At 67.5% G+C, this 18,218-nt stretch carries 18 protein-coding genes; 10 read left to right on the top strand and 8 right to left on the bottom strand.

Annotation, left to right across the window (positions count from 1 at the left end; all coding sequences use genetic code 11):
• The first annotated feature begins 26 nt into the window (after positions 1–26).
• The 6 genes from KDK82_RS27500 to kynU all read left to right on the top strand — a co-directional run bounded on the left by KDK82_RS27500 (position 27) and on the right by kynU (position 5,481).
• A complete protein-coding gene (locus KDK82_RS27500; RefSeq protein ID WP_088166747.1) occupies positions 27–404 on the top strand; it encodes a RidA family protein in 378 nt (125 codons plus the stop codon).
• Between the two features lie 105 nt (positions 405–509).
• Positions 510–1,130: a LysE family translocator gene (locus KDK82_RS27495; protein ID WP_088166746.1), complete on the top strand. Its 621-nt coding sequence runs from the start codon at positions 510–512 to the stop codon at positions 1,128–1,130.
• 12 nt (positions 1,131–1,142) lie between these two features.
• Positions 1,143–1,928, top strand: coding sequence for an AraC family transcriptional regulator (locus KDK82_RS27490; RefSeq protein WP_088166745.1), 786 nt, complete (start codon positions 1,143–1,145; stop codon positions 1,926–1,928).
• Between the two features lie 141 nt (positions 1,929–2,069).
• Entirely contained in the window at positions 2,070–3,467 is a 1,398-nt protein-coding gene (locus tag KDK82_RS27485; RefSeq protein ID WP_088166744.1) for an amino acid permease, read from the top strand.
• Positions 3,468–3,471: 4 nt separating this feature from the next.
• Positions 3,472–4,101 (top strand): arylformamidase, encoded by a 630-nt coding sequence (kynB, locus tag KDK82_RS27480; RefSeq protein WP_088166743.1) that lies wholly within the window; start codon positions 3,472–3,474, stop codon positions 4,099–4,101.
• A 75-nt stretch (positions 4,102–4,176) separates the two neighbouring features.
• The gene (kynU, locus tag KDK82_RS27475; RefSeq protein WP_088166742.1) at positions 4,177–5,481 is read left to right on the top strand and encodes a kynureninase; all 1,305 of its coding nucleotides are present in this window, start codon (positions 4,177–4,179) and stop codon (positions 5,479–5,481) included.
• A 17-nt stretch (positions 5,482–5,498) separates the two neighbouring features.
• On the opposite strand, the gene KDK82_RS27470 is transcribed toward kynU, so the two are convergent.
• Positions 5,499–6,497, bottom strand: a complete 999-nt coding sequence (locus tag KDK82_RS27470) for a DNA-3-methyladenine glycosylase (RefSeq protein WP_088166741.1) — start codon at positions 6,495–6,497, stop codon at positions 5,499–5,501.
• The gene (locus KDK82_RS27465) at positions 6,494–7,402 is read right to left on the bottom strand and encodes a methylated-DNA--[protein]-cysteine S-methyltransferase (protein ID WP_088166740.1); all 909 of its coding nucleotides are present in this window, start codon (positions 7,400–7,402) and stop codon (positions 6,494–6,496) included. The genes KDK82_RS27470 and KDK82_RS27465 overlap by 4 nt, the downstream gene beginning before the upstream one ends.
• 163 nt (positions 7,403–7,565) lie before the next feature.
• Between KDK82_RS27465 and kynA the strand changes: the two genes are divergently transcribed.
• Complete coding sequence (gene kynA, locus KDK82_RS27460) at positions 7,566–8,441, top strand: tryptophan 2,3-dioxygenase (protein ID WP_034391164.1); 876 nt, start codon at positions 7,566–7,568, stop codon at positions 8,439–8,441.
• Between the two features lie 91 nt (positions 8,442–8,532).
• The gene (locus tag KDK82_RS27455) at positions 8,533–9,834 is read left to right on the top strand and encodes a nitrate/nitrite transporter (RefSeq protein WP_088166739.1); all 1,302 of its coding nucleotides are present in this window, start codon (positions 8,533–8,535) and stop codon (positions 9,832–9,834) included.
• Between the two features lie 18 nt (positions 9,835–9,852).
• Here KDK82_RS27455 and KDK82_RS27450 read toward each other — a convergent pair whose 3' ends face one another.
• From KDK82_RS27450 to KDK82_RS27440, 3 genes are all read right to left on the bottom strand, one after another.
• Positions 9,853–11,061, bottom strand: a complete 1,209-nt coding sequence (locus tag KDK82_RS27450) for an FAD-dependent monooxygenase (protein WP_088166738.1) — start codon at positions 11,059–11,061, stop codon at positions 9,853–9,855.
• Between the two features lie 376 nt (positions 11,062–11,437).
• Positions 11,438–11,728: an H-NS family nucleoid-associated regulatory protein gene (locus KDK82_RS27445; protein WP_012204081.1), complete on the bottom strand. Its 291-nt coding sequence runs from the start codon at positions 11,726–11,728 to the stop codon at positions 11,438–11,440.
• Between the two features lie 100 nt (positions 11,729–11,828).
• Positions 11,829–13,142: a hemolysin family protein gene (locus tag KDK82_RS27440; protein WP_012204080.1), complete on the bottom strand. Its 1,314-nt coding sequence runs from the start codon at positions 13,140–13,142 to the stop codon at positions 11,829–11,831.
• A gap of 24 nt (positions 13,143–13,166) precedes the next feature.
• Here KDK82_RS27440 and KDK82_RS27435 point away from each other — a divergent pair, with 24 nt between their 5' ends.
• A complete protein-coding gene (locus tag KDK82_RS27435; protein WP_088166737.1) occupies positions 13,167–14,012 on the top strand; it encodes a symmetrical bis(5'-nucleosyl)-tetraphosphatase in 846 nt (281 codons plus the stop codon).
• Positions 14,013–14,097: 85 nt separating this feature from the next.
• On the opposite strand, the gene KDK82_RS27430 is transcribed toward KDK82_RS27435, so the two are convergent.
• From KDK82_RS27430 to KDK82_RS27420, 3 genes are all read right to left on the bottom strand, one after another.
• Positions 14,098–15,603, bottom strand: a complete 1,506-nt coding sequence (locus tag KDK82_RS27430; RefSeq protein ID WP_088166736.1) for a DEAD/DEAH box helicase — start codon at positions 15,601–15,603, stop codon at positions 14,098–14,100.
• Between the two features lie 219 nt (positions 15,604–15,822).
• Positions 15,823–16,701: a neutral zinc metallopeptidase gene (locus KDK82_RS27425; protein ID WP_012204077.1), complete on the bottom strand. Its 879-nt coding sequence runs from the start codon at positions 16,699–16,701 to the stop codon at positions 15,823–15,825.
• A gap of 108 nt (positions 16,702–16,809) precedes the next feature.
• On the bottom strand, positions 16,810–17,166 hold the full coding sequence (locus tag KDK82_RS27420; protein ID WP_224986416.1) for a hypothetical protein: 357 nt from the start codon (positions 17,164–17,166) through the stop codon (positions 16,810–16,812).
• Between the two features lie 101 nt (positions 17,167–17,267).
• Here KDK82_RS27420 and KDK82_RS27415 point away from each other — a divergent pair, with 101 nt between their 5' ends.
• Entirely contained in the window at positions 17,268–18,215 is a 948-nt protein-coding gene (locus tag KDK82_RS27415; protein ID WP_088166735.1) for a delta(1)-pyrroline-2-carboxylate reductase family protein, read from the top strand.
• Positions 18,216–18,218: the final 3 nt, after the last annotated feature.

The raw sequence follows: 18,218 nt of genomic DNA, 5'->3' as shown, positions 1-18,218 counted from the left end.
CATGTAGTCAAAACACAAGGAAATCCATGAAGCAAATCATCGACGTGGGACTGCCGCCGCTCAAGCAGCCCTTCTCCTGGGCCGTCAAGGCCAGCGGCCAGATGCTGTTCACGGCCCACGGCCCCGTGCGGCCCGACGGCAGCATCGACACCGGCCCCATCGAACAGCAGGCGCGCCTGACCTTCACCAACCTGCGCAACGCGCTGCAGGCCGCAGGCGGCACGCTGGCGCATGTGACCCAGGTGCTGATCTACATGACCGACGTGGCCGACATGCCGGCCATCGACGCCGTGTACCGCGAGCTCTTCGAGGCGCCCTACCCCAACCGCTCCAGCATGGGGATTTCGGCGCTGGTGGTGCCGGGCATGAAGCTGGAGATCGTGGCCTACGCCATGCTCCCCTAGAGGATGTGACGGACATGCCGGCGCCCCGCAATTGCGTTCAATACAGGGGCGGCGTGCGGGGGGAGACTGCGGGCCTTGTGCAGTCCTGCGTCCGCGCGAAATCTCATGTCCTCCTCGCTGCTCGCCATGGGCGTCTTCACCCTCGTCGGCGCCATCACGCCCGGCCCCGTCAATGTGCTGGCCCTGCGCCACGGCGCAGCGCGCTCGCGCCTGGTCTCTGCCGCCTATGTGCTGGGCGCCAGCGCCAGCTATGCGGCCGTGGTCTGGGTCATGGGCCAGGGCGCACAGTGGCTGCTGCAGACGCTGCCGCAACTGTCCACGGCCGCACAGTGGCTGGGCGCTGCCTATCTGCTGTGGCTGGCCTGGCGGCTGGCCAACGCGCCTGTGGGCCAAGCCGGTGCGCAGCAGCAGGCCGGATCGCAGCGCCCGCTGCAGGCCCTGCTGCAAGCGCTGTTGCAGGGCACGGCCGTGCAGACGCTCAACCCCAAGGCCTGGCTGGTGGCGCTGGCCGGCGTGGGCCTGTTCGTGCTGCCCCACGCGAATGCCCCGTGGGCGCTGCTGCAGTTTTGCGCCATTTCGCTGCTGGCCTGCCTGGTGGGGGTCGGCAGCTGGGCGCTGCTGGGGCAGCTGCTTTCGGGCTGGCTGCGCACCGAACGCCGCCAGCGACTGTTCCACCGCCTGCTGGCCCTGCTGCTGGTCGCCAGCGTGGCGGCCATGCTGGCATGATGGCTGGCCGCCATGACTTCAACCTCTCCCCACCGATTCCACCGCCATCCGGCCGCCCCCTGGGCCGAGCTGCGCGACAGCGCGCGCTCGCCGCATTGCTTTCGGCTGCACATGCATGCCGAGTATTCGATAGGCATCGTGGACGCGGGCCGCACCGTGTTCCACCATGCCCACGGCCCGCAGCCTGTGGAGGCGGGCGGCGTGGTGCTGATCGAGCCCGGCGCCTGGCATGCCTGCAATCCCGACCCCGGCGCGCCGTGGTCCTACCGCATGCTGTTTGTCGATGCCGACTGGCTGCACGCGCGGCTGGGCGTGGCCGCGCTGCGCTTTCCCCGGCGCACGCTCACGGATGCGGACATCGCCCGCCTGGTGGATGGTCTGTGCCGCCCCGTCGATGGCACGGCGGCCGCCGACCGCCTGGCCCTGGGCCTGGAGCGCTTGCTGGACCATTGCGCCCAGCCCGCAGCCGCCCCCCTCCCGGGCGATGCGGCCGCCCTGGCGCCTGCACTGCAACGCCTGCATGCAGGACCCGATGCGGGCCTGACCGTGCAGTCCCTGGCCCAGGAATGCGGCATGAGCGCCACGCGCTTCATCCGCCGCTTCAAGGCGGCCACGGGCATGACGCCTGGCAGCTACCGCCTGAACCTGCGCATCAACGGCGCGCGCCGCCTGCTGGCCACGGGCGCAGCGCTTTCCGAGGCCGCCTATGCCATGGGCTTTGCCGACCAGGCCCACCTGCAGCGCGCCTTCAAGGCACACCATGCGCTGACACCGGGCTGCTACGCACGCGGCGCCTAGGCCGGTACCTGGGCCGGCCGCACCTGAGCCGGCCGCATCTGGGCCGGACCCTCCCATGGTTTTGCAGCGGCCAGCCCGGGGCCGGCGGTGAAAGCGCAGATACTTACGCCTTCCGCTTTCAGCCCCCACCTGCCGCGCACCATGGCCGCCTTCCAAGACATTCAGCAACGAGAAACCGGCCTGCGCCAGCAGCTGTCCGCCGCCCAGATGGTGATGATCGCCATTGGCGGCGCCATCGGCACCGGCCTGTTCATGGGCAGCGCCTTCGCCATCGGCTTCGCCGGGCCCAGCGTGCTGGTCAGCTATGCCATCGGCGCGCTGATCTCGCTGCTGCTCATGGGCTGCCTGGCCGAGATGACGGTGGCCCACCCGACCTCGGGCTCGTTCGGCGCCTATGCCGAGCACTACATCAGCCCGATGGCCGGCTTCATGGTCCGCTATGCCTACTGGGCCGCCGTGGTGCTGGCCGTGGGCATGGAGGTGACGGCCATCGGCATCTACATGGGCTACTGGTTCCCGGACGTGCCGCGCTGGATCTGGGTGCTGGTGTTCTCGGGCGCGCTGGTGGCCGTCAACGCCAGCAGCGTCAAGGCCTTCGGCCAGGTGGAGTACGGCTTTTCCATGGTCAAGATCATCGCCATCGTGGCCTTCATCCTGATCGGCGCCTGGGTGGTGTTCGGCTCGCAGCCCCAGGGCATCGGCTTTTTCAACTACACGGCCGATGGCGGCTTCTTCCCCAAGGGCCTGTGGGGCACCTGGGTGGCCGTGATCATCGCCATCTTCAGCTACCTGAGCCTGGAGGCCGTGGCCGTCGCGGCCGGCGAGGCCGAGGACCCCAAGCGCGCCATCACCCGGGCCTTTCGCACCACCATGGCGCGCCTGGTGATCTTCTACCTGGCCACGATCGCGCTGATGCTGGCCATCGTGCCCTGGCAGCAGGCCGGCACGGACAAGAGCCCCTTCGTGAAGGTGATGGAGATCATCGGCATCCCGGGCGCTGCCAGCATCATCAACTTCGTGGTGCTGGTGGCCGCGCTGTCGGCCATGAACAGCCAGCTGTATGTGACCTCGCGCATGATGTTCAGCCTGTCGCGCGGCGGCTATGCGCCCTCGGTGTTCGGACGGCTGAACAGCCGGGGCGTGCCCGTGGCGGCGATTGCCATCTCCTGCCTGGGCATTGCCGTGGCCGTGGCCGTGAACCTGTGGAAGCCCGAGGGCTCGCTGCTGTGGATGATGTCCGTGTCCATGTTCGGCGCCATGTTCACCTGGTTCATGATCTTCGTGACCCATCTGTTCTTCCGCGCGCGCTGGTCGCGCGAGCATCCGGGCCAGCGCCTGCAGTTCCGCATGTGGGGCTTTCCGCTGTTCACGCTGGCCGGCGCCGCGCTGATGCTGGGCGTGATCGTCACCACCTATTTCACCGAGGTCTTCCACATGACGCTGCTCACGGGCCTGCCCTTCCTGGGCCTGCTGGCCCTGGTGTACGCGCTGTGGTACCGGCCGCGCGCACAGGCCGCCCGAACCGCCCCGAAGGAGTGAAACCATGACTCGCAGACTCTGGGACATCTCCCCGGCCGTGCAGGCCGCCAGCCCCGTCTTTCCCGGCGACACGGCCTACAGCCAGCAATGGTGCGCCACCATCGGGCCGGGCTGCCCGGTCAATGTCAGCGCCATCACGCTGTCGCCCCATGTGGGAGCGCATGCCGATGCACCGCTGCACTATGACGCCGACGGGGCATCCATCGGCAACGTGGATCTCGACGCCTTCCTCGGCCCCTGCCGCGTGATCCACGCCATCGGCAAGGGGCCGCTGGTCGAATGGGAGCACATCGCCCACGCCGTGGAGCATCTTCCGGCACGCGTGCTGGTGCGCACCTACAAGCGCGCGCCCACCACCTGGGACCAGGAACTGGCAGCCTATGCACCGGCCACGGTCGAGCGGCTGGCCGACCTGGGCGTGAAGCTCATCGGCATTGACACGGCCAGCATCGATCCGGCCAGCAGCAAGAGCCTGGACAGCCACCAGGTGATCCGCCGGCGCGGCCTGCGCGTGCTGGAGAACCTGGTGCTCGACGAGGTGCCCGAGGGCGACTACGAGCTCATCGCCCTGCCGCTCAAGCTGGTCGAGGCCGATGCCTCGCCCGTGCGCGCCGTGCTGCGCGCCCTGGCCTGATCCCTGCCCGCATTGCGGCGCCGGCCCTGCCCGCGCTTTTCGCCTTTTCGCCTTTTCGATACCCAAGGAGACCCCGTGACGAGCCTGCAAGACTGCCTCACCCTCGATGCGCAAGACCCGCTGCGCGCCCTGCGCGACCAATTCACGCTGCCCGAAGGCGTGATCTACCTTGACGGCAATTCGCTGGGCGCCAGCCCCCGCGCCGCCGCCGCGCGCGTGGCCGAGGTGGTGCAGCAGGAATGGGCGCAGGGCCTGATCCGCTCGTGGAACGATGCCGGATGGATCAGCCTGCCCCAGCGCCTGGGCGACCAGTTCGCCCCCTGGCTGGGCGTGGGCGCGGGTGAGCTGGTATTCACCGACACGGCCTCCATCAACCTCTACAAGGTGCTGACAGCGGCGGCCCGCATCGCGCGCGAGGACGCGCCGCAGCGCAAGCGCCTGATCAGCGAGCGCAGCAACTTCCCCACCGACCTCTATATCGCCCAGTCGGTCTGCCAGGAATACGGCCTGGAGCTGGTGCTGCTCGAACCCGAGGAAATTGCCGGCGCGCTGACCGACGAGGTGGCCATCTGCATGCTCACCCATGTGAACTACCGCACGGGCGCCATGCACGACATGGCTGCCGTGACGGTTGCCGCGCAGGGCAAGGGCATTCTCTGCGTCTGGGACCTGTGCCACAGCGCGGGTGCCGTGCCTGTCGATCTCAAGGGCGCGAATGCTGACTTCGCCATTGGCTGCAGCTACAAGTACCTCAACGGCGGCCCGGGCGCGCCGGCCTTTGTCTGGGCCAACCCGCGCCTGATCAACCGCTTCTGGCAGCCGCTGTCGGGCTGGTTCGGCCATGCCGAGCCTTTCAAGTTCGTGCCGGACTACCACCCGGCCCAGGGCATACAGCGCTACCTGTGCGGCACCCAGCCCATGGTCAGCCTGAGCGTGCTGCAGTGCGGCCTGGATGTGTTCACGGCCGTGGAGCCGCTGGGCGGCATGGACGCGCTGCGCAACAAGTCGCTGGCGCTGACCGACCTGTTCATCGCCCTGGTCGAGGAACGCTGCCAGGGCCACGGCCTGGGCCTGGCCACGCCGCGCGAGCACGGCCGGCGCGGCTCCCAGGTCTGCCTCACGCGCGAGGAAGGGCTGGGCGTGGACGGCAAGGACAGCGGCGCCTATGCCATCGTGCAGGCGCTGATCGCGCGCGGCGTGATCGGCGACTTCCGCAAGGGCGACGGCACGGGCCTGCACAAGGACATCCTGCGCTTCGGCTTCACGCCGCTGTACGTGGGATTCGAAGATGTCTGGCATTCCGTGGAGCACCTGCGACAGGTGCTGGAATCGGGCGAATGGCGCAAGCCGGAGTTCAACCGCGTCAATGCGGTGACCTGAAGCCTGGAGCCCGGCGCTCAGAACGCCGTGGACGACAGCGAGGCCCAGAGATGGGCCGCGACCAGGGCGCGCCAGGGTGCGAAGTCCCGCAGCCACAACTCGGTCTGCACCGCGTCCATGGCGTCCGTCTTCAGCAGCAGGGCCAGGGCCCGGCGCACGGCCACATCGCCGTGCAGCGGGCCGTCCAGGTGGCCATAGCCGCGCAGCAGCATGTAGTTCACGGTCCACGGGCCTATGCCCTTGAGGGCCAGCAGCCGCTCGCGGATCTCGGCCACCGGCAGTTCAGGCAGGGCCGCCCAGTCGTCCAGCGGCAATTCACCCGACTGCATGGCCTGCGCCAGCAGGCGCAGCGTGTGCGTCTTGCTCCGCGAAAAGCCGGCTGCGCGCAAATCCTCCTCACCGAGCTGTGCCAGCTGGGCGGCCTCCGGCATGCACCACAGCTGCTGCGGCGCGTCGGCATGGCCATCGTGCAGCGCCACCGGCTGGCCGGCTGCGGCGATCAGGCGGCGGCGCAGCGACACGGCTGCCGCCACGCTGATCTGCTGCCCGGTGACGGCCCAGCTCAGCGCCTCCCAGGGCGTGCAGGCCGCCGGCACATGCAGGCCACGCTGGCGCGCCAGCAGCGGCCCCAGCCGCGCATGGCGGCCAAAACAGCGCTCGAATTCGCCCACATCCTGGGACAGTCCGAACATGCGCCGCAGCATGGCGGCCAACACATCGTCCATGCCGGTGATGGCGCCTGCATCGGCGGGCAGGCGCCATCGGGCCTGCACCACGGCCGCCTCTTCGCACTGCTGCGTCAGCTCCAGGGTCAGCAGCGTGGGACGGCCTTTCCACATCAGGCCCTTGTGCATGCGGATGGTGTCGCCATCCTGCAGATCGCATTCGGACAGGCGCTGGGCATCGCGCCGGTGAAAGCCCCAGAACTCGTTCATGCGGTAGCCGGCCGGCAGCGTCAGTTGCTGCTGCGCCTGATGGATCTGGCCGGTGCCACGCCCTCGCCCTTGCCCGCTCATGCGCTTCCTGCTTGGCGCAGCGGTGCGTGCCAAGCGTCCTTGCCAGCCGCCTCCTGCGCCTGGCGCGCCTCGCGCAGCAGCAGGGCGCGCTTGCGCTCCACGCCCCAGCGGTAGCCGGAGATGCTGCCGTCGTTGCGCACCACGCGGTGGCAGGGCACGGCCACCGCAATCGGGTTGGCAGCGACGGCGCTGGCCACGGCGCGGGCGCCCGTGGGCATGCCCAAGCGCAGGGCCAGTTCCGAATAGCTCAGGGTCTGGCCGGCCGGAATGGCGCACAGCGCCTGCCACACGCGCTGCTGGAAGACCGTGCCCTGCACGTCCAGCGGCAGCGCCAGGCCGCGGCGCGGCTGCTCGACCAGGGCCACGACCTGGGCCACGGTGTGCTCGAAGCCCGCATCGCCGCCCACCAGCTCGGCCAGCGGAAAGCGCTTTTGCAGGTCCTGCACCAGGGCCTCGGCGTCGTCGCCCAGCAGCACGCAGCACACGCCGCGCTCGGTGCTGGCCACGAGGATGCTGCCCAGCGTGCATTCGGCCACGGCAAAGCGGATGGTCTGGCGCATGCCGCCGCGCCGGTAGTCGCCGGGTGCCATGCCCAGCATGGCGCCTGCGTCGCGGTAGAAACTGCTGCTGGCCGCATAGCCGCTGGAGTAGGCCGCATCGGTCACCGAGTCGCTCTGGCCCGGCTGCAGCGCCGCGCGCAGGGCATGCGCGCGATGGGCCTTGGCATAGGCCTTGGGCGTGAGGCCCGTGGCCTGCTTGAACAATCGGTGCAGTTGCCAGGGGCTCAGGCCCGAGCGTTCGGCCAGCTGGCCCAGGGCGGGCGGGGGCTCCTCGGTCTCCAGCCAGCGGCAGCATCGGGCCACCAGGGCCGTGGGGTTGGCAGTGGCATCGCTGGCTTGATTCATGGCTTGGTTGGACACGGCATGTCTTTCTGGGTCATCGGATGCCCTACTCTACGCAGCCCGGAGCACCCGCGCATCCCGCTTCTTGCAACCCGCAGGATTTCAGCGCGGGATTCGGTTACGCTGCGCCCTGCATTTTCCGCGTCGAGACTTGCGAGACTCCCACATGACCACCGAACACTCCGGCTGCCCCATGAACAGCCCCGGCCGCACCGAATCCATCGTCAAAGAGGAGCGCGCCCAGTTGGACTTCAGCCAGTCCATGAGCTATGGCGACTACCTGCACCTGGACCAGATCCTCACGGCACAGCATCCGCTGTCGCCCGCGCATGACGAGATGCTGTTCATCATCCAGCACCAGACCAGCGAGCTGTGGATGAAGCTGATGCTGCATGAGGTCCGAGCCGCCACGGCCGCCATCGCAGGCGGCACGCGTGCCGACGCCTTCAAGATGCTGGCCCGCGTGAGCCGCATCATGGAGCAACTGGTCAGCGCCTGGACCGTGCTGTCCACCATGACCCCGCCCGAGTACACGGCCATGCGCCCCTACCTGGCCAACTCCAGCGGCTTCCAAAGCTACCAGTACCGCTGCATCGAGTTCTCGCTGGGCAACAAGAACGCCGCCATGCTCCAGCCCCATGCCCACCGGCCCGACCTGCTGGCCCAGGTGGAGGCGGCATGGCGCTCGCCCTCGCTCTACGACGTGTCCCTGCAGCTGCTGGCGCGCGAGGGCATCGACGTGCCCGCCGACCGGCTGGAGCGCGACTGGACCCAGCCCTACGAGGCCAGCGAGGGCGTCAAGCAGGCCTGGATCACCGTCTACCGCGATCCCCACAAGCACTGGGACCTGTATCAGCTCGGCGAAAAGCTGGCCGACATCGAGGACGCCTTCCGCCTGTGGCGCTTCCGCCACCTGACCACGGTGGAGCGCGTCATCGGCTTCAAGCGCGGCACGGGTGGGACCGGCGGCGTCAGCTATCTGCGCAAGATGCTGGACGTGGTGCTGTTCCCCGAAATCTGGGCGCTGCGCACCGAGCTGTAAGGACTGGCGGGCGCCACCGACGGCAGACCGCTGCGGTGGCGACAGCGCGCAGGCGCGCAAACGGGTAAGCTGCGGCGCCAGGAGAAATACCGTGTCCGCAGCGCCACAACAGCCCCCACACAACAACACACACACAGAGGCTTCGCAGACCTCCCCCGCAGCACCGCCGCCGCGCAGCCAACTGCTTTGGGCCATGCTGCTGTCCCTGCTCTCGGCCTTTGCGCTGAGCCAGGCCTTTCGCACCACCACCTCGGTCATGGCCACGGGCCTGCAGCAGGATTTCGGGCTCACGGCCCAGTCGCTGGGCGCCTTCGCCGGCCTGTTCGGCCTGTCCTTCGGCGTGGCCCAGTTGCTGATGGGCATCGGCATGGACCTCTACGGCCTGCGGCGCACGGTGCTGCTGTCGTTTCCGCTGGCGATTGCGGGGTCGGCACTGTCCGCCGCCGCACCCAACTACGGCTGGCTGATGGTGGGCCAGTTGCTGATCGGCGTGGGCTGCTCGCCCGCCTTTCTGGCCTGCACCATGTTCATCTCGCGCCACTTTCCCATGGACCGCTTTGCCTTTCTGTCGGGCGTGGGCATGGGTGTCGGTGGACTGGGGCTGCTGTTCACAGGCACGCCACTGGCCTGGCTGGTCCAGCATTTCGGCTGGCGCTCGGGCTTTGCGCTGCTGGCCGTGATGTCGGCCCTGTCGTGGCTGCTGATCTGGTGGCGCGTGCACGAGCCCGCCCGCAGCGGAGCACAGACCGCCGCACGGGAAAGCTGGGGCGTGGCGGCACGCCGCATGGCCGAGCTGTTCACGCTGCCGCACACGCTGGGCATCGTCCTGCTGGCCATGGCCTGCTATGCATCGTTTCTGGCGCTGCGCGGCCTGTGGCTGGGGCCGCTGCTCATCCATCGCTATGGCTTTTCGCTGGTGGAAAGCGGCAATGTGGCGCTGGTCGTATCGATGATCTCGCTGTTCAGCCCCGCGATTTTCGGGCGCATGGACCCCGGCCCAGGACGGCGCCGGCGCTGGCTCACCAATTACTCGCTGCTCATGGGCAGCCTGTTCATGCTCATGGCCTTTTTGCACCATGGCTGGACCAATGTGGCGCTGATCTTCGCCATGGGCCTGCTGTCGGGCTATTCGGTGCTGCAGTACGCCGACGTGCGCGCTTCCTACCCGCCCGAGATGACCGGCCGCGCGCTGTCGCTGTTCACCATGGCCATGTTCCTGGGCGTGGCCCTGGTGCAATGGTTCACGGGCTGGGTCGCCGCCTGGGCCGAAGCCTGGGGCGTGGAGCCCTACAAGGCGGTGATGATCTCGATTGCAGCCACGCTGGTGGGCGCGTCAACCGCGTTCCGTTTCCTGCCCTCCTCGCCGCTGCTGCGCCAGGCCCCGGCCGCCTAGCGGCCGGAGTCTCTGTCTCTACAAGGCGTTGGCGGCCGAGCCATCGCCACGGTACAGCCAGGGCAGATCCATCAACCTGGAGCCCAGCAGGCGCAGCGACAGGTCACGCCCCCAGCGCACGGGACCCGTGGCATGGAAGATGCGGCCGTTGCGCTGCGAGCGTGCCTGCACGCGCGCATTGCGCTGCCAGCGGTTGAGCGCATAGCGGCGCAGGCGCATGTTCACATCCAGGTCATGCATGGACAGGGCGCGCTGCAGCTCCGCTGCATCTTCAATCGCCATGCCGGCGCCCTGGGCCAGGTAGGGGCGCATGGGATGGGCCGCATCGCCCAACAAGGCCACCACGCCGCGCGCCATCTGCGCGGCCGATTGCACGGGCGGACGGTCCCCCACCGGCCACAGCCGCCAGTCGCCACCGGCCGGTGGCACATGCTGGACCAGGTCCAGCAGCTGGGGGCAACTGCCCTGCAGCACCCGCACCAGATCGTCGAGATTGCCCGCATGGTCCCAGTTCGCCAGATCCTCGGGCGCCGGGCCCTGGATGATGATCACCAGGTTCTGCAGCTCGCCCCGGCGCACGGGGTACTGGATGGCATGCATGCGCGAGCCCAGCCAGGCCGTGACATCGGTGGCCCGCAGGCGCTTGGGCAACTGGGCCTGGTGCACCAGGGCGCGGTAGGCCAGGTGCCCGGTGACACGCGGCGGGCCGTCGCCCAGCAACTGCTGGCGCAGAACGCTGCGCACGCCATCGGCGGCGACCAGGGCATCTCCTTCGATCAGCTTGCCGGCCCGGGTTCGCACGGTGACCACGCCGTCGGTCTCGGAAAAGCTCTCGATGGGCTGGCCCAGGTTCAGGTGCATGCCCGGATAAGTCTGAGCGGCTTCCCGCAGCAATTGCTGCAGATCGGCCCGGTGGATGGTGGCGTAGGCCGCGCCATAGCGTTGCACGGACTCGCTGCCCAAGGGCATATGCGCCAATTCCTGCCCGGTGACTGCGCTGCGCACGCGCAGGCTGCCCGGCAATGCCACCACCTGCTGCAGCGGTTTTTGCAGGCCCCAGGCCTGAAGCCGCCGCACGACATTCGGACCGATCTGGATTCCGGCGCCCACTTCACTGAGCGCGGGCGCCTGCTCGAAAAGACGCACTTCCCAACCCGCCCGCGACGCACCGATGGCGGCGGCCAGGCCACCAATGCCGCCGCCGGCAATCAACACCTGCTTGTTCATGTGCGTATTGTGCCCCTGCCGCCACCCATGGCGGCCGGGGCCTGATTATTCAAGTCGGACACCGCTGAAGAAAATCAAAGAATGCTCGGAATCTTCTGAAACATGCGCGCATCCCCCAGGCATTGAGGCGCATCAAGATCCCAAAAACGGGCATCCCGCCACGCACCAAACTGCCATAAAGGACATCGCCCCACCATCACCTGTGCGGCGCGGCCAAAAACGGCCTTTGCATCGCCGCTCTGGAAATGTCCATACACGGATCCACACTTTACGCCTCAGATGATAGAGATTCTCAACTGAGTCAATCTTTTGACAAATGGCCGTGACAATGAAAAAAGCCCGCACTGGGCGGGCTCTTTCATGCGCGACGGGAAAATCAGATGACAAACTTCTCACGGTCCTGATTCTGAATCCACTTTGGCGGCTTGCCGCGTCCGGTCCAGGTTTGGCCGGTTGCGGGATCGCGGTACTTGGGAGCCACTTTGGCGCCGGTTGTGCCAGCGGTACGACCACGAGCTGCAGGAAACACGTCATCGGCAGTCAGACCATATTCGGCAATCAAGTTGCGAACCTGTCCCACGGCGTCGGCAAGCTCGCGCTTGCGTGCTTCCTGGATCTGTTGCTCCAGTTCCTGTCGCTGCTTCAGCAGTTCCTTGTAAGAGCTCATGGTATGCGCCTTGAAAGTAGTTTAAGAGCTTTCATTATAAAAACATAATCAGCCCATGGCGCAAGACGCATGTAAGCAAAACCCACAATATCGCTGCTGCCTATTGCGAAGAGTAGTTCTCGGATAAATCCGATATGGCCAGCACCTTGTCAATGCGTTTGCCATCGAGATCGATGACCTCGAAGATCCAGCCCGCACAGCTGACCCGTTCCCCCAGAATGGGCAAATGACCGCTTTCTGCCATGAGAAGGCCCGCCACGGTGTTGTATCGGCCGCGGTGTTCATCGGGAAGATCACGAATATCGAGGCGCGCCTTCAGCTCCGATATGGGCATCAGACCGTCCAATAGCCAGGAGCCATCCTCGCGCTGCATGGCCCAGGCTTCTGCCTCGGTCACAGGCTGTAACTCGCCGGTAATCGCCTCGAGCAAATCCCGGGGCGTCATGATGCCCTGCACCACGCCATATTCATCCACCACAAACACCATGCGCCCGGATCGGGCACGCAATTGCTCCAGCAGCTCCATGGCGCTGAGCGTCTCGGGCAGGAAAGAAGCCGGCAGCACATGTTCGTACAGCGTGGTGCCGGCGGCATCCGAGCCCAATGCCAGCAGGCGCGCCACGCTGATGATGCCGACCACGTCATCCAGCGAATTGCGGCACACCGGGTACCAGGAATGCCCGCCCTTCGAGTGGTCGTCGGCCGAGGCCTGCAATGCCTCGGTGACGGTCATGTCGGCATCCAGCCATTGCACGTCGCCGCGCGGGACCATGATCGACGTCAGTGAGCGGTCATCGAGGTGAAAGACGTTTTGCACCATCTGGTGCTCGTTGGCCTCGATCACGCCGGCATCCCGCCCTTCGGCGAGGCTTGCCACGATTTCCTCTTCGGTCACGGCGCGCGCTGCGGATTCATTGATGCGCAGCAGAGTCAGCATGGCGCGCGTGGAAAAGGCCAGCAGCCGCACAAAGGGCTTTGCAGCCGACGCCACCCAGGTCATGGGCCGGGAAACCACCGTGGCCACGGTTTCGGGATAAAGCTGGCCTATGCGCTTTGGCACCAGCTCGCCGAAGACGATGGTGACGAAGGTGATCACGGTCACGACGAGCGCCGTGGCAGAAATGCTGGCCGCGCGTTCCGGAATTCCCAGGCCCAGCAGCCATGCGGCCAGCCCGTCACTGAAGGCCGCCTCGCCCAAAATGCCGTTGAGCAGGCCGATGGAGGTGATGCCCACCTGCACCGAAGAAAGAAATTGCGTGGGGTTTTCGAGCAAGGCCAGTGCTGCCACCGCACCCTTGTCGCCTGTTTCAGCCAGTGCCACCAACCGAGCCTTGCGGCTGGAGGCCAGTGCCAATTCGGACATTGCAAACACCCCATTGAGCAGCGTAAGCAACGCGATCAGCAGAAAATCCATGGTTCGTATATCAGAAAGAAGACCATGGCACTTTACTGTATCGGCGATATCCAGGGATGCCACGACGCCTTTGAGCGCCTGCTGCACCGCGTGGACTTCTCCGCCAGCCGCGATACCTTGTACATCCTGGGCGACCTTGTGAACCGCGGCCCGGAATCGGACAAGGTGCTGCGCACCTGCATGGCCGCCGGCGACTCCATGCGCGCCCTGCTGGGCAACCATGACCTGCACCTGCTGGCCGCCGCCCAGGGCGTGCGACGCAGCAGCCGGCGCGACACGCTGGCCCGGGTGCTGGATGCGCCCGATCGCGATCAGCTGCTGGACTGGCTGCGCCACCAGCCGCTAGCGCGCAGCCACCGCATGGCGCATGGCGAGGAACTGCTGATGGTCCATGCCGGCGTGCTGCCGCAGTGGAGCAGCCAGGAAGTGATGGCGCTGGCGGGCGAGGTGCATGCGGTACTGCGCAGCAAGCAGTTGCCCGATTTCTTGCAGGCCATGTACGGCAACCAGCCCGATCGCTGGTCACCCGACCTGCAGGGTTGGGAGCGCCTGCGGGTCATCGTCAACGCCTTGACCCGGCTGCGCTTTTGCACCGCACAGGGGGTCATGGATTTCGACAGCACCGAGTCGGCCGAGCAGGCGGCGCCCGGCCTCATGCCCTGGTTCGATGTGCCGGGCCGCGCCACGGCGAGCGCAACGATTGCGTTTGGCCACTGGTCGACGCTGGGCCACATCAACCGGCCCGACCTGGTGGCGCTGGACACCGGCTGCGTCTGGGGCGGCTGCCTGAGCATGATGCGTTTCGGCGATCACCTGGCGGACCGGGAACTGATCCAGGTGGACTGCCCGCAGGCGCAGGCTCCGGGCTGACCTGGACGCCGCCCGTGAGCGAGCGCCCATGAAAAAACGCCTGCAAGGCAGGCGTTTTTCGTGAGGCAGGCGGCTTGCGCGGCGCTCAGACCTCGGAAGTGGCGACGGGTGCCACAGGCGGGACCGGCGCGACAGGCGCCTTGAACAGCGCGGCCAGCTTGCGCTTGGGCTTGATGCCGCTGCCCGCCTTGGGCGCGGCAGCACCCTGACTGTCCCAGCTCGCATCGACGCTGGCGGATGCCTCGTAGGGCTTGTCGAAGAACGGGTCCGAGTGCGCCGGGCGCTGGGCCATGCGCGAGCCGCGATGGCCAAAACCGGAACTGCCCCGCGACGCATCACCGCCGCGATCGCCACGCTCGGCGCCGCGATCCCGTTCACGACCGTAGCCGCCGCTGCTTTGGCGCGGCAGCTCGTCAAAACGGTGACCACGCGGTGCGCTGCCACGGAAATCTTCCATGGGGCAGGCCTCGACGTTGATCTTCTTCTTGATGAGCTTCTCGATCTCGCCCACCAGGCGCGCATCGTGGTTGGTCACCAGGGTCACGGCAACGCCGGAGGCGCCTGCGCGGCCCGTGCGGCCGATGCGGTGCACATAGTCTTCGGCGTTGAAGGGCACGTCGTAGTTGAAGACGGCCGGCACGTCCTTGATGTCCAGGCCACGGGCCGCGACATCGGTACACACCAGCAGATCCACCTCGCCGCGCTTGAAGGCTTCAAGCGCCTTCAGGCGCTCGTCCTGGCTCTTGTCGCCGTGCAGCGCCGTTGCGCGCAGGCCATCACGCTCCAGGGCACGCGTCAGGCGCGCACAGCCCAGCTTGCTGTTGGAGAAGACGAAGGCCTGGCGGATGTCGCGCTGCTTGAGCAGGGAGCGCAGCGCATAGCGCTTGTCGTCGTCGCTGACGCTGTAGAAGCGCTGCTCCACCGTGGACGCCGTCTCGTTGGGGCGGGCCACTTCGATGGTGACGGGGTCCTGCAGGTAGCTGCTGGCCAGGCGCTTGATCTCGGGCGAGAAGGTGGCGCTGAACAGCAAGGTGGTGCGCGTCTTGGGCAGGTGGGACAGGATGCGCTGCAGATCGGGCAAAAAGCCGATGTCCAGCATGCGGTCCGCCTCGTCCAGCACCACGTACTCGACCTGGTTGAGCACGGCGTTCTTGGCTTCGATGTGGTCAAGCAGACGACCCGGCGTGGCCACCAGCACCTCGACGCCCTTCTTGAGCTCCAGCGTCTGCGGCTTCATGTCCATGCCGCCGAACACCACGGTGCTGCGCAGCTTGGTGTACTTCGCATACTGGGCGATCTGCTGGGCCACCTGGTCCGCCAGTTCGCGTGTGGGCAAAAGCACCAACGCCCGCACGGGGTGGCGTGCAGGCGAAGCGGAGGTATTTTCGTGGCGCATCAGCCGCTGCAGCAACGGCAGCGAGAACGCCGCCGTCTTGCCTGTGCCGGTCTGGGCGGCGCCCATGACATCCTTGCCGGTCAGAACGACCGGAATGGCCTGTGCCTGGATGGGCGTCATGGACTCGTAGCCCATGTCGGCCACTGCGCGCGCCAGGGACTCAGCCAGCTGGAGATTGGAGAAAGAGCTTGTCATTGAGAGCGCTATTGTCGCACCTAGCGCGATTTGTGCGTTGCAATAACGCCAATTGGCACCTGGACAAGCATGGCGTTGTGTGAGCGCAACCCGCAAAAACCCGGTATGAGTGCCCGCAATGCGGGCATTTTTTCGTCGCCGGGCAGCCTCCAGATGAAAAAGCGGCCCCTCGGAGGGGCCGGCGAACCTTGAACAGTAAGGCGAGCGTGGGGGTACTTCTCAGAGGGAGGCGGCCGAAAAAGTGTCGCAGGACTTGACGCTGCCGGTACGCAGGCCGGTGCTGAACCAGCGCTGGCGCTGGGCGCTGGTGCCATGCGTGAAGCTGTCCGGCACCACGGCGCCGCCGCCTGCGCGCTGCAGGGCGTCGTCGCCGATCTTGGATGCCGCATTCATGGCCGACTCCACATCGCCCTGCTCCAGGATCTGGCGGGCGCTTTGCGCGCGGTTCGCCCAGACGCCGGCCAGGCAATCGGCCTGCAGTTCCAGCTTGACCGACAGATGGTTGTACTCCACCTTGCTGACGCGGCCACGGGCGCGGTCCACCTGGGCGCTGATGCCCAGCAGGTTCTGCACGTGGTGGCCCACCTCGTGGGCAATCACATAGGCCTGGGCGAAATCGCCGGGCGCGCCCAGCTGGTTCTTGAGCGTTTCGTAGAAGCCCAGATCGATATACACCTTCTGGTCGGCAGGGCAGTAGAAGGGCCCCATGGCCGACTGCCCCGTGCCGCAGGCCGTAGGCGTTGCGCCACGGAACAGCACGAGCTTGGGATCGGTATATTGGGCGCCGCCCTGGCGGAACACATCGCGCCAGACATCTTCGGTATCGGCCAGCACGGTGGAGACAAAGCGGGCGAGCTTGTCATCAGCCGGCGGCTTGTGGGCCGGTCCCTGAGGCTGCTGCACCTGCACCGGCGAGCCGCCGCTGAGCGCACCCAGGATGGTCAGCGGGTTGATGCCCAGCACCCAGCCGCCGACCAGGGCGATGACGATGGTGCCAATGCCTATGCTGCGTCCGCCGAAGACGGGGCCGCCTCCACCGCCACCCTCGTCACGGCGGTCTTCCACATTGTCCGACTCGCGGTTGCCATCCCATCTCATGGTGTTCACTCCTGGATCTGTGCTGCAGCCTGCAGCATCGGGCGGCGATATTACGTCGGAACCTGCGGGACTGCAGCGACCGCAGCTGCGGCAATGATACGGCGTGTATCAGCGCACGGGCTGCACTGCCATGGGGGCGGTGGCGGGTGGCGCCTGGCTGCGCAGGACCTGCTCGCGGGCCACCAGCACCATGGCGGCCAGCAGCGCGGCGACGATGCCCAGGCCGATGACGACCGCCAGGCCCAGCCCCCATCCGCCGCGCCTGCGCCGCTCGCGTGCAGGCTCGCCGGGCCGGCGGGGCGCGGGAGCCTGCTCGCTGGGCGGCTGCTCGCGCTGCCACGGCTCGGGCGCGGGTCCGCGCCGCTGCTGCTCATAGCGCGGGGCCGATTCCTTGCGCGGAGCTTCGGGCCGCGCCGAACCGTCCCAGCGGGGCTCTTCGCGCGGATAAGAAGGCTTTTGTGACATAGGCGACATCGTAGTGCCTGCGCAGGCCCTCACGGGCCTGTGCGCAGCACTGGACACATCACGAATTGGTCGATCCAAGCCTACTGTGTACAGTCGCGGCCATGAGCCATTCCAGCATGCCCTCCTCCACCGCCCTTGACGCCCAGGCCACGGCCGGGCTGTTGCCCTGGAACGAACTGGCCGAAGAGATCGCCGCCCTGCTGCTTCAGCCCCAGGCAGCGCAGGTGCCGGCGCGCATCGTGATGCCCCTGCCGGCCGGTGGCAGCCTGTTTTGCATGCCCGCCACCGACGGCCAGGTGGCCATGACCAAGCTGATCAGCTTCACCCCCGGCAACGCCGGCACGCCGCGCGCCACCATCCAGGGGGATGTGGTGGTCTTCGACGTGGCCACGGGCGAGCGCCGCCTGATCCTGGACGGCCCCACGGTCACGGCGCGGCGCACGGCCGCCGTATCGCTGCTGGCCGCGCAAAGGCTGGCGCCGAATCCGCAGGGTCCGTTGCTGATCGTGGGCGCCGGCGTGCAGGGCCTGGCCCATTTGCAGGCCTTTGCCGCAGGCCTGGGCGTGCGCGAGGTTCAGGTGGCATCGCGCAGCGCGCAGAGCGCCCAGGCGCTGGTCAACCAGGCCCGGGCCATGGGACTGCAGGCCACCGCCGTGCAGGATGTGGAGGCGGCGGCGCGCCACTGCCCGCTGATCGTGACATGCACGCCCGCCCGGGCCGTGGTGCTGCGCGAGGCGCCGCGCAGCGATGCCTTCATCTCGGCCGTGGGCGCCTTCACGCCGCAGATGGTGGAGCTGGCGCCCGGCCTGTGCCAGGGCTTGCTGCAGTCGGGCCGCGTGGTGGTCGATACCGGGGATGCGCTGCATGAGGCCGGTGACCTGCTGCAGGCCGGCATCGATGTCGCCGCCCTGCCCACGCTGGAGCAGGTGGTGCGCGAGCAATGGCCGCGCTCGGATTCGCCCGTGCTGTTCAAATGCTGCGGCTGGGGTGGCTGGGATCTTGCAGCCACCCGCCTGGCCATGCGCCGGGCCGCACTCCAGAACAGTTGAAAG

This window comes from Delftia sp. K82 (assembly GCF_002193035.1).
Lineage (GTDB): Bacteria > Pseudomonadota > Gammaproteobacteria > Burkholderiales > Burkholderiaceae_C > Comamonas > Comamonas acidovorans.
The sequence above is the reverse complement of the archived record's forward strand: the minus strand, read 5'-3'. Positions and strand labels throughout refer to the sequence as shown.